The organism is Streptomyces sp. NPDC091272, assembly GCF_044757485.1.
Classification (GTDB): Bacteria; Actinomycetota; Actinomycetes; order Streptomycetales; family Streptomycetaceae; genus Streptomyces.
The window spans coordinates 536,144-546,479 of record NZ_JBIVVC010000005.1 but is presented as its reverse complement, the minus strand read 5'-3'; the positions used below and the strand labels follow the sequence as shown (position 1 = coordinate 546,479).

Sequence of the window (10,336 nt, the reverse complement as noted above, 5' to 3'; positions counted from 1 at the left end):
AGGGGATTACGGAAGATCGATGACGATGCGGATCGTGATGACGATCCGGCGACCCCGCCGACGCACGGGCGTCCTACGGATGCCCGGGTGCCCGGGGGGCGCCACGGCGGAGCGACGGCCGGAACTCCGCGGCCGTCCGCGGTCGCGACGGGCGGAACGGCGGGCACGGCTGGTGGGGGAGGGTTCGGGCGAAGAGGTCTGCTTCTTCTTCTCGGCGGCGGCGATGAGCCGCTTGTACCGCAGGACGACGTCGCGGGTGCTGCCGAGCTGCTCCAGGAACTCGGAGGCCAGGTACGGGTCGTCCTCCTGAAGGTCTTCGTAATGCTCGACGATCCACCGCATGTGGTTCAGGTCGTCGGGGTCGTGGTCCACGGCGCTTTCTCATTTCTTCCGGATCGGGAAACAATGGTGCAACCAGAAAGATCCGGGAGAAAGTCTTCTCGACGAAAGAGGTGGCGCGAGAATTGATCTTCAGGACTTTTGGGCGTGGAGGAGCGACCCTGTAACAGGTGTTTTCTGACACGGGTTGCAGAGCGGGATGAAGCGCGCCCTGGGGTGAGGGAAACGTTTCTGCCGATCCCTTTCGTAAAGGGATTCCAGGCATGCCGAAAAAGCCCCACTCCGGGGTTTCCGTCGTGGCGCCGAGTGCTGCTCCGGCTGGAAGGAAACTAGCACACCAACCCCTCGCGTCCCAGGGGCTTTTGATCCCGAGGTGAGGGCGACTCTAGTGGAATGTGGAATTCCGTTTCCAGGATTGCTGCGAACAACCGGAGTGGGGCGCGGGAGCGGTTGTACAACGTTCGTTGACATCGGTCGCTTGTCAAAAACGCCTGGTAGCATGGCTGAGCAGGAACGAAGAGGACGGGGTGGTGGCGTTGGACGTTGGGGAAGAATTCGGACCCTGGCTCGCGCGGCAGTTGCGGCGGATGGGCAAGAACCAGGCGGAACTGGCGGCCGAGGTCGGGGTGACCAGGGCAGCGGTCTCAGCCTGGATCACGGGCCGGGCCGCTCCCCGGGAGGAGACGATGCGGGCGATCGCGCTCGCGATCGGCACGGATCCCGGGACCGTCCACACGCGCACGGAGGACGCCGCTCCCACCCGGCCGATCTCCTGGTACCACCGGCCGGCCTATGCCGACGGCGGCCGGGACTTCGGCAACGCCGCGGCCTTCGCCTTCGAGGCCGACGTGGAGACATTGGCCCGCGAGGCGACCCAGAACAGCCTCGACGAGCGTCTCGACCGCACCAAGCCCGTCCGCGTCCGCTACACCCTGCACGAACTGACCGGCGAGACGCTCGCGAACTTCCGCGAGGCCATCGGATGGAACGACCTCTACCCGCACTACGAGGTCGCCGCCGCCCAGGACCAGAAGGTGGGTCGCGTCGTCGCCGAGGGCCTCAAGGAGATGAACGAGCGCGACCGGCTCATTCTTCTGAGGGTCGACGACTACAACGCCTCCGGCCTCACCGGTGACGACTACGAGGACGGCCGGTTCGCCGCGGTGGTACGCCGCCAGCTCGACAGCCGGAAGTCCGACGACAGCGCGGGCGGTTCCTACGGCCTGGGCAAGGCCACCCTCTGGGCCACCAGCCGCCTCGGCATGGTGCTGATCAACTCCACTCTGTCCGTGCCCCACGAGGGACGGACCGAACGACGACTCGTCGGACGCCTCGACCTGCCCTGGCGCGAGGTCGACGGGAAGTCGTACGCAGGACCCGCCTGGCTCGGTGAACCGGACACCGCTCCCGGGAACAACAAGGACGTGGCTCGATCCTGGTGGGCCGACGAGGAGACGACCGCACGGCTCCACCTCACCAGGGAGGGAACGGAACCCGGAACGTCCTTCCTGATCGTCGGCGCCCACGACGTGGCGAGCATCTTCAACGACGCGTCGGCCGACGAGGAGGACGACGGCGAGGAGACCGTGCAGGCGATGCACGAGAAGCTGGTCGACGCGCTCGCCGAGAACTTCTGGGCCGCGATGACGTCAGGGGAGACAGCCGCCCCCCTGCTCGAAGCGTCCGTACAGGCCCTACGGAACAACCAGGTGGTCGTCAAGGAACAACGCGTCGATCCGCAGCGGGCGCAACCGTCCCGGACACGTGCGCTCAAGGCCTACCTCGACGGCACCACGGTCGAGCGTCTCACCGAAGCCGGCCAGGTCGCACTCGCACGGGTACCGCTCAAGGTGCCCGCCCCCGGCGGCAAGAGGGGAACGGTGGAACACCAGGCGGTTCTGCTGGTCACGGCGGCCGAGGACGGTGATCGGGGCAAGCCCAATCAGCTGGTGAGCATGCGGGGCAGCCGGATGACGGTCAAGACGGCCAGGGTGCCGGACCTCCCGCTCGGCACGACCTACTTCCAGGCAGTGCTGCTCGCAGGTCACGCGGCGGGGACGACCGACGAGTACGCGGACCGGGCCGAGACGTTCCTGCGTGCGTCCGAGCCGCCCGAGCACAACAAGTGGGGCCGGACGGAAGAGCTCTGGGCCAGCTACTCGCCGACCGCCTATCGGCGCATCACCGACTTCACCAAGGCGGCGAATGCCGCGGTCAAGGAACTCGTGGGACGGCGCAAGGAACAGAACCAGGAAGGCCCCAAGGCACTGCGCGACCTCCTGAAGCTCGACGGGGGGCCGGCCGGGGGCGCCAGGACCAGCGGCCACCCGACCATCCGTGACCTGGACGCGGAGGTCGATCCCGCAGGGGCCTGGCAGGTCACCGTCGAGGTCAAGCTGCCTGCCCGACAGGACCCCTGGGTGATGACACCGGTCGCCAAGTTCGACGTACGGTCCGGAGGCAGGCCCTCCGTCGGATGGGCGCGGATCGCCGCGTTGGAGAACTGCCGGGTCGTGGACGGAGTCCTGCACTTCGGTGCCGGGGCCAGGTCGGCCACCTTCAGTGGCACCACGGACGTGTCCACCCATCCGGTCCGCGCGGAGCTGGCCGGACTGGTCGTCGAACTGCAGAAGGAGAGGGGGGTTTCCGCATGAGGGTCTTTCCGTACAAGACACTGGCCGGTGAGGTCTCCTTCCGCGTGACCGCGGTCCGGCAGGACCGGGCGGACCTCGACATCACGGTCTTCTCGACCCAGGAGCGTGTGGTCGCCCTCCACCAGGTGGAGAGGGAGGACTGGGAATCGGCGAGGTTGAGCCTGTCGGCGAGACTGCCGGAGCAGGAGCTGGCCAACGGACCGTGGTCGGACGTCGCGGTCCTTGCCGTGCTGACCGAGAAGTCCACCAACTCCCGTACCACGGCACTGCTCCGAAGGAGCGTGAACGACGGGTCGCAGTGGGTGGGGCAGCTCCGCTTCTGGCGTTCCGCCTACCGCAGTCAGGCCGAACTCTCCGTCCTGGTGGTCGCCACCGTCGGCGGGGTGGCCGGGCGAATCGTCGGGCGCTCGGAGGACGACTGGCTGGTCGACCTCACTGCGCGAACCCCTCTCCGGCGCAAGGAACTTCAGGTCGAGGAGGTCGACTTCCGGGACGGGCCGTACGCGTGGCTCCAGCCGGTGAAGGACTCCGCCTGGTTCATCGAGACATCGAGCGACCTGCCGACCGTCTACCTGAACACAGGTTTCGACGGGATCTCCGATCTCCTCAACTCCGGGGGCAGCCCGACGGAGAGGGCGGTTCGCGACATGCTCGCGGCTCAGATCGCGACCGATGTGTGGACGGCCGTCTTCCACGCGGCCGTCAGCGATCTCGAGATCGACGCCGAGGGGACTCCCCAGTGGCCCGGGGGCTGGCGGGACGCGGTACTGCGCAGCATGCTCGCGGACGTTCTCCCCGATCAGTCCGGGGCCGACGCGCTCCGGGAGATCCACGCGCGCCGCACGGAGTCCTCCGGGTGGAACGAGCTCCAGCCGCGGATCAACTACGCGGCCACCCGTCGGGCCAAGGTCGCCAGGAACCTCAGCACCGCGATCCGTGTCCTGGAAGCGTCCCAGAAGGAGAGCAAGGCATGACCGCGAAGCCCGACCCCATGCCGCACCGTCTGGCGCTGCTGTCGGACGCGAACGCTGCGAAGAACCTCAGCACGGGAGTCCTGTCCGGCAAGGAGGACCCGCCGCTGATCGCCCTCGGCAAGGCCTCGGAGCCGTTCCCGGTCGACAGTGCCAGGCTTCTGGTGGACCCGTTGCGCGCCTTGATCGACGACGCGATGTACGTCCACCGCGACGACACCCCCACCAAGGCTGACGCCTGGTTGGCACCCCGGCTCCACGCCGTGCTGCGGTTGACCCGCAGGGAGGCGGCCGACGCGCGACTGTGGAACTTCATCGCGTTGTCCGTCGCGCCCGACTACGTCGTCTGGCGGCACCTCCCCGGCAAGGGAAAGAACGGCAGTCCGCCGACGGTCGCCGCCGACCGGTTCCGGGGTGCCCACTACACCCAGGCCTTCTCGCGGCTCTGGTGGGCGGCCGAACTCTTCCGGGACGGAGCCGACTACAAGCCCGTACAGGTGGCCTGCGGGAACCAGGACGTCCTCAACACGGTCCTGCGCCTCGACATCATCGACCACCGCCCCACTGCCCAGGCCCTCGTCCGGCTGGTGGAGAGGGGGACGGCGCGCACGGGCCGCGAGGTGAACGCCCTTGCCACGGTGGCGAATTCGGCGGCGAGCACCTTGATGTACGACGTGATCGCGGCGGACCACGTTTGGGACGGCGGCGCCCTGGAGGAATGGATAGGGGAAGGCGAAGCGGCCCCTCACGTCTCCAGCCGCACCCTGCCGGACGGACCCGACGACGGGCCCGTCCCGGAGGATTCCGTGAAGACGCTCGTCGACCACTTCGAGGAGCTCTTCATGGATGCGAGGGTGCGGGGGAAGGTCAAGGGCGGAGCAGAGGATTGACGTCGGGGTTGGTGATCGCGTCGGCCTCCAGGGCGGCGACGGCCTCGTTCCTGGCCTTCTTGCCGAGGCCCAGTGCCGCAGTCAGCACGTGGATGCCGAGGCGGGGCGGGATGGCGTTGCCGATCTGCTGAGGAATGCCGTTGCCGCTCCACCTGTAGCCGGCGGGGAAGGTCTGCAACTGCCCCGCTTCGGCGTTGGTGAAGCGCGACTCGGTCGAACCCGCTCCCACCACCCGGTTGCGGGAGATCTTGCCGGTGACGGTGGCGGCCGGGAGGTCGGAGGCGCGTCTGCCCCGGGCCTTGGGGTCGCCGCCTGTGCCGTAGTTGGACACCACCTCGAACGGCTTCGGACGATCGAGTACGTCGCCCATGGCAACCCACGGGTCGTGGGCGTTCCTCTTCTCCGGGTCCACGCCTTTTCGGTACCGCTGGTGCGTGTGCTCGGGCAGCTCCGCCGCTTCGCCCCAACGGGCGTTCTCGCCGTTCCAGCGAGCGATGAGGATGGCGCGGCGCCGGGTCTGCGGTACGCCGAACTCCTCCGTGAACAGGACGGTCGGTTCAGTCACGAGGTAGTCCTTGGCCTCAAGGACCTCTTGAACGACTCTCCATACGGGCAGCACAGCCGGTACCTGTTCCAGCACGATCGCCTCGTACGGCTTTTCCGCCGCCAGTGCGGCGAGCGCCCAACGCAACGGCTCCAGCACGAGTCCGGTCCGCTCGTCCTCCAACTCGTCCATGCGGGCGCGGACGTCCTCGCCGGCGGCCATGCGCTTGGCGAGATCGATCACGTCGTCCAACGCGCGACGTCCGGAACCCGAACCGGCGACCGTGTAGGTCTGACACGGCGGCCCCCCCGCAAGGACGTTCGCCTCCGGGAAGTCCGCAGGTCCGAAGTCGCGCACGTCACCGTGCCTGGTGGGGAGGTTCTCGGCCAGACGCGTCTCGCAGGCGTCCTTGTCCCATTCGATGCCCACTTCCACGGGCACACCCAGGTAGCGCGCAGCCACGTCCAGCCCGCCCGGACCGGCGAAGAGATCGACAATCCGAAATTGATCTGCACGTGACTCGTGGGAGGTGGGGGCGGTCATGGGATGGAAGTGTAGCCGGCGGTTGAAGATCAGAATTGCCGAGGTGATGCGGTCGCACAGTACGCCGGTGCGGGGTCTGCCCGGGACTCAGGAGCTCAACGCCTCGGCGATGGCCCTACCCAGCGCCTCGCCGACGGGCGGCGGTGAGGCGTTACCGATCTGTCGGTAGCCCTTCGTCTTACCGCCGGCGAAGTCCCAGTCGGCCGGAAAGGACTGCAGGATGGCGGTCTGGGCCACGGTGAGCTTCTTGCACGGAGACCCGGATCCGTCCGACTCCTGGATTCCGCCGGGCCCCGGAACCTCGTTGCTGAGAGCGGAACCGTTGATCCCCATGCGTGCCCAGGCCTTCTTGGTGCCCGTCGGCCCGAGGTCGGGGCCGCCGCGTTCGTACGAGCCGCCGACCAGGGTCGGAGCGACACGGTCCGCCTGGTCGGCCCACGCGTCCGCTCCTTCCCAACCTCGTGCCGACATCGACTCACGAAGGGCTTCGCCTGCGGAGACGTGGCGTGTCACCGTGGGGCTCGGCTCACGAAAAGCCTTGATGTACCGATCTTGCAGCGCGACCAGAACACCCTGTTTGCGATCCTGGGGCACCCCGAAATCGGCAGCATTCACCACGAACCACTTGAACCCGTACCCAAGATGTCTCAGTTCCTTGTGGATGAATTCGCGTACGTCGGCGAATTCAGGGGCTCCGACCAGCCCGGGAACGTTCTCGATCAGCAGGGCACGGGGCTGGATGGCGTGGGCAAGGAGGACGGTGGCTTCCAGCAGAAGCAACTCCTCGCCTGTTTCCCTGCGTGCCACGGTGGCGGGAGATTTCACCCTTGGCAGTCCGGCGGAGAGCAGATCGACGTCGTAGGTCTCCTGGTGCTCCGACGGATCGAACTCCTTCCGGAGTTCCATGGTCAGGACGTTCCAGGCGGGCCTGTTGAGCTTCAGGGTGTCGCAGGTGACCTGCCGCTTGTCGAGCAGGAGGACCGGGTCGAAGCCCGCCCGCTCCAACCCCAGGGCAAGTCCCCCACCGCCGGAGCACACGTCGACAGATTTCAGTCTCCGCACAGGAATCCCCCGAAACATCAAGATCCACGAACTGTGCCGTCGACGATATGTGCCTTGTTCATGGATGTCGACGGAAGTGCCAGGACCTGGCCGGAATCTCGATCAAGTTCCGGAACGCCGCCGCAGGACGAGGTCGGTGACCTCGGAGGCAACTCCGGACGGCACCTCGTGCTCCCAGTACCGAAGCACGGTCCACCCCGCCGCCTCCAGGTGTGCGGTCGTCTCCCGGTCCCTGGCCATGTTCTTGTCGAGCTTGGTGCGCCACCACTCGGCGTTCGACCTCGGTCGGGTCGCGTGCTGCGGGCAGCCGTGCCAGAAGCAGCCGTCCAGGAAGACGGCGATCTTGGCGGGGCCGAAAACGATGTCGATCGTGCGGCGGCGCATTCCCGGGACGGGGACGTTCACCCGGTAGCGCAGGCCGGCCGCGTGGAGGAGTTTGCGGACGGCGACCTCCGGAGCCGTGTCGCGGCGGCCTTGGAGGCGCATCCTGGCGGAGACGGACGCGGAGGACGGGACGGGGCGGGGCAACGGATCGGGCACGCAAGGCATTGTGCCGGCGGGTCCCCGTACGTCTCGGTGAGTGGTGCGCATCGGGCGTACGTACGGGGAGCGCGCTGCGTCGGCGTCGCGCGGTGCCGACGGTCCTCACGCCAGTTCCGTCACCCCGTGGCACTCCCGGTACACGTTGCCCGAGTCGCACCAGCACGCCGCGTTGCGGGCCGGGGGCCAGGAGGTGGCCTTGCCGCGGGCGGCGAGGGTGGTGGCGTACTCGGCGAGGAGGGGGACGGAGTCCGGGGTGGTGCGTTCCGAGGCGGCGAAGGCCTCGTAGGAGGGGATGGAGCCCGTGACGATACCGAGGTTGGGGGTGCCGGTGGCGGCCAGTTCGCGGAGGCTGGACTCGATGCGGGTGAGGTGGGCCTCGTGCGAGGCGTACTCGGGCTGGAGGCCCGGGTACGTGGCGAGGAGTTCGGAGAGCTCGTCCGCCGGCCAGCGCAGCAGGGCCACCGGGAAGGGCCGCGAGAGCGCCGTGCGATAGCTGCCCAACTCCGCACGCAGCCGCGCGATCTCGGCCTTCAGCTCGGCGGGGTTGTCGGAGCCCAGGGCCCAGAGTCGCTTCGGGTCGTGCAGCTCGTCGAGCGTGATCCCGTCCGTGCGGTCCGCCGAGTGCGTGCGGTCCGCGAGGGCGTCCCAGTTGTCGTGGGCCTTGCCCAGCATCCTGCGTACCCGGTGGCGGCCGGCCAGCAGGGACTGGGTGGTGTACGGGATCTCGTCGGAGGGGTCCACGAGGAGCGTGAGGGCCGTGGTGTAGCAGTCGTGGGAGGCCTGGAGGTCGTCGTGCTGCTCCAGGGCCTCGGCGATGATGTCCCACGGTTCCGGGGTACGGGGAGCCGCCGCGCGGATCCCGTCGATGATCGCGCGGGCCTCCGCCTCGTGCCCGTACTCCCAGAGGTTCGCCGCCTTGAGGGCCTTGACGAGGAGCGGATTCTCCGGGGCGGGTTCGGTGGAGGCGAGCAGCCGGTCGTAGAGCGTGGCCGCCCGGGACCGGTCCCCGGAGAGTTCGAGGTGGGCCGCGGCCTGGAGAAGGAGCGGCTCCTGGTCCTGCGGGTACTGCGCCGCGGTGCGCAGCAGTCGCTCGGCTTCGGCGGTGTGGTCGGCGGGCGAAGGCGTGTCGGGGCGCATGTGGGACACCGTACTGCTGTACGGGCCGCGGGCGAGAGGGAGATTCGGGTCCGGGTTCGGCGCGGGCGTGGAGCCGGGGCCGGCGGTCGCGGAGAAGGCCCGGGCGGGGGCCGGGTTGGGGTTGCGCATGGGGTGAGCGTTCCCCGGTGGGGTGAGGCGGGAACTTCGGGCGGGGAGCGTTGTGTGGCCCGGCCGAGATGTCGGGCGGCGGGCCGGCTGGCCGCCTGCTTGCTGAGCGGCGTCGTGGCCCGTCCCGGGGGTGGTGAGTTGTGGGGGAAAGGCTTATCTTGCGCGCCTTGTTGGGTGGCGGCACTCGCCAGGTGTCCGGTGTGCGGTGTGCGGTGTGCGAGGTCGAGCGGGGGGATCGGGGCGTGGTGGTGTTACGGGTGTGGGGTCGCGGTCTCGGCACCTGGCGGTGGTCGCTCGCGCGGGGGCGTGGGCAGAGACTCGGGCTGCGGTGGCCGATCGCGCGGGGGCGTGGGCAGAGACTCGGGCTGCGGTGGCCGATCGCACGGGTGCGCCGGCAGCCAGGTGTGCGGTGGGCGCCTGGGCGGGCGGAGCGGACAGGGGGGCCAGGGGGGTCACGGTGGGTGCCCGGTCGGCGGGGTGGGGTTGCCCGGGGGCTGTGGGTGGGGGGTGAGGTCTTCGTTACCTGCGGGGTGCTGCTGATGCTGTTGGTCATGCATCAGGTGTGGTGGACGAACCGGGAGGCCAGGAGCGGTGCCGAGCAGACGGTTCGGGACCTGGTTCGGGAGTGGGAGGGCGCGGGGGCGGCGGGTGCGTCGGGCGACGGTGGGGATGTGGACGTGGATGCGGATATGGGGGTGGGGGAGGACGGGGTCGGCGGAGTGGGTGGGGGCTCGGGGGGTGGGGCTGCCTCGGCAGGTGGGGTCGCCGGGGACGGAGAGGGGGGAGGGTCGTCCGGCAGTTCTGGTGCGGACGGAGCGGGCGGCCGTGCGGACGGTGGGAGCGGTGTCAGTGGAAGCGGGGGGCGGAACGGGGGCGCTGCGCAGCGCGTGGGGCCGCCGCGGTGGGATCAGGCCTACGCGGTGATCCGGATTCCGAAGGTGGGGGTCGTGGCGCCCGTGGCCCAAGGCGTCGGCAAGCGCGGAGTGCTGGACAAGGGGTACGTGGGCCACTACCCGGGGACCGCCCAGCCTGGGCAGGCCGGGAACTTCGCGCTGGCCGGGCACCGGAACACGCACGGCGAGCCGTTTCGCTACATCAACCGGCTCGGGGTGGGTGACGAGGTCGTGGTCGAGACTCGGGGCGCTGTCTACACGTACGTGGTGAGCGGCGGTGTGCCGCAGACGTCCGCCCGGGACGTTTCGGTCATCGGGAGCGTGCCGCGGAGTGCGGTCAAGCCGGGATACGGGTACCGCGAGCCGGGGTACTACCTCACCCTCACCACCTGCACCCCGGAGTTCACCTCCAGGTACCGGCTCGTGGTCTGGGCGAAGTTGGCGCGGATGAAGCCCCGTTGAAGCGGGGGTGGCGGGGCGCCGCGAGGGGTGGGTTCGGCAGGGACTGAGCGGAGCGGGTCACGTGGCCCCGGCAGGTGTGCAAGCACGCCCCCCGGAACCCTCCGAGTGCGGTTCCTGGACGCCGAGATGTCCCTCGCCCGGCCCCGTGACTCCTCTCGGCGGGTCGGGG

The 10,336-nt window shown here is 69.2% G+C and carries 9 protein-coding genes; 4 read left to right on the top strand and 5 right to left on the bottom strand.

Annotated elements, in window-relative coordinates; translation table 11 throughout:
* Positions 1–6: 6 nt before the first annotated feature.
* Complete coding sequence (locus ACIQM4_RS18010) at positions 7–372, bottom strand: hypothetical protein (protein ID WP_401592297.1); 366 nt, start codon at positions 370–372, stop codon at positions 7–9.
* A gap of 503 nt (positions 373–875) precedes the next feature.
* On the opposite strand from ACIQM4_RS18010, the gene ACIQM4_RS18005 reads away from it, so the two are divergent.
* The 3 genes from ACIQM4_RS18005 to ACIQM4_RS17995 are packed head-to-tail and all read left to right on the top strand — an operon-like array spanning position 876 to position 4,854.
* Complete coding sequence (locus ACIQM4_RS18005; protein WP_401592379.1) at positions 876–2,993, top strand: helix-turn-helix transcriptional regulator; 2,118 nt, start codon at positions 876–878, stop codon at positions 2,991–2,993.
* A complete protein-coding gene (locus ACIQM4_RS18000; RefSeq protein WP_401592295.1) occupies positions 2,990–3,967 on the top strand; it encodes a hypothetical protein in 978 nt (325 codons plus the stop codon). Before ACIQM4_RS18005 ends, ACIQM4_RS18000 begins: the two co-directional genes overlap by 4 nt.
* Positions 3,964–4,854, top strand: coding sequence for a DUF6339 family protein (locus ACIQM4_RS17995; RefSeq protein ID WP_401592293.1), 891 nt, complete (start codon positions 3,964–3,966; stop codon positions 4,852–4,854). The genes ACIQM4_RS18000 and ACIQM4_RS17995 overlap by 4 nt, the downstream gene beginning before the upstream one ends.
* On the opposite strand, the gene ACIQM4_RS17990 is transcribed toward ACIQM4_RS17995, so the two are convergent.
* From ACIQM4_RS17990 to ACIQM4_RS17975, 4 genes are all read right to left on the bottom strand, one after another.
* On the bottom strand, positions 4,832–5,941 hold the full coding sequence (locus tag ACIQM4_RS17990) for a DNA cytosine methyltransferase (RefSeq protein WP_401592291.1): 1,110 nt from the start codon (positions 5,939–5,941) through the stop codon (positions 4,832–4,834). The genes ACIQM4_RS17995 and ACIQM4_RS17990 overlap by 23 nt on opposite strands.
* A gap of 87 nt (positions 5,942–6,028) precedes the next feature.
* Positions 6,029–7,021, bottom strand: coding sequence for a DNA cytosine methyltransferase (locus ACIQM4_RS17985; RefSeq protein ID WP_401592289.1), 993 nt, complete (start codon positions 7,019–7,021; stop codon positions 6,029–6,031).
* An 84-nt stretch (positions 7,022–7,105) separates the two neighbouring features.
* Positions 7,106–7,552 carry a very short patch repair endonuclease gene (locus ACIQM4_RS17980; RefSeq protein ID WP_401592287.1) on the bottom strand — a complete coding sequence of 149 codons (447 nt, stop codon included), beginning with the start codon at positions 7,550–7,552 and terminating at the stop codon, positions 7,106–7,108.
* A gap of 96 nt (positions 7,553–7,648) precedes the next feature.
* Positions 7,649–8,683 carry an SEC-C metal-binding domain-containing protein gene (locus ACIQM4_RS17975; RefSeq protein ID WP_401592377.1) on the bottom strand — a complete coding sequence of 345 codons (1,035 nt, stop codon included), beginning with the start codon at positions 8,681–8,683 and terminating at the stop codon, positions 7,649–7,651.
* Between the two features lie 668 nt (positions 8,684–9,351).
* On the opposite strand from ACIQM4_RS17975, the gene ACIQM4_RS17970 reads away from it, so the two are divergent.
* Positions 9,352–10,167 carry a class E sortase gene (locus ACIQM4_RS17970; RefSeq protein ID WP_401592285.1) on the top strand — a complete coding sequence of 272 codons (816 nt, stop codon included), beginning with the start codon at positions 9,352–9,354 and terminating at the stop codon, positions 10,165–10,167.
* Positions 10,168–10,336 lie beyond the last annotated feature (169 nt).

Bases quoted from the DNA above. Each gene is read 5' to 3' on its own strand.
- ACIQM4_RS18000 (WP_401592295.1), top strand. From the start codon at position 2,990: ATGAGGGTCTTTCCGTACAAGACACTGGCCGGTGAGGTCTCCTTCCGC.
- ACIQM4_RS17995 (WP_401592293.1), top strand. From the start codon at position 3,964: ATGACCGCGAAGCCCGACCCCATGCCGCACCGTCTGGCGCTGCTGTCG.
- ACIQM4_RS17990 (WP_401592291.1), bottom strand. From the start codon at position 5,941: ATGACCGCCCCCACCTCCCACGAGTCACGTGCAGATCAATTTCGGATT.
- ACIQM4_RS17985 (WP_401592289.1), bottom strand. From the start codon at position 7,021: ATGTTTCGGGGGATTCCTGTGCGGAGACTGAAATCTGTCGACGTGTGC.
- ACIQM4_RS17980 (WP_401592287.1), bottom strand. From the start codon at position 7,552: ATGCCTTGCGTGCCCGATCCGTTGCCCCGCCCCGTCCCGTCCTCCGCG.
- ACIQM4_RS17975 (WP_401592377.1), bottom strand. From the start codon at position 8,683: ATGCGCCCCGACACGCCTTCGCCCGCCGACCACACCGCCGAAGCCGAG.
- ACIQM4_RS17970 (WP_401592285.1), top strand. From the start codon at position 9,352: ATGCTGTTGGTCATGCATCAGGTGTGGTGGACGAACCGGGAGGCCAGG.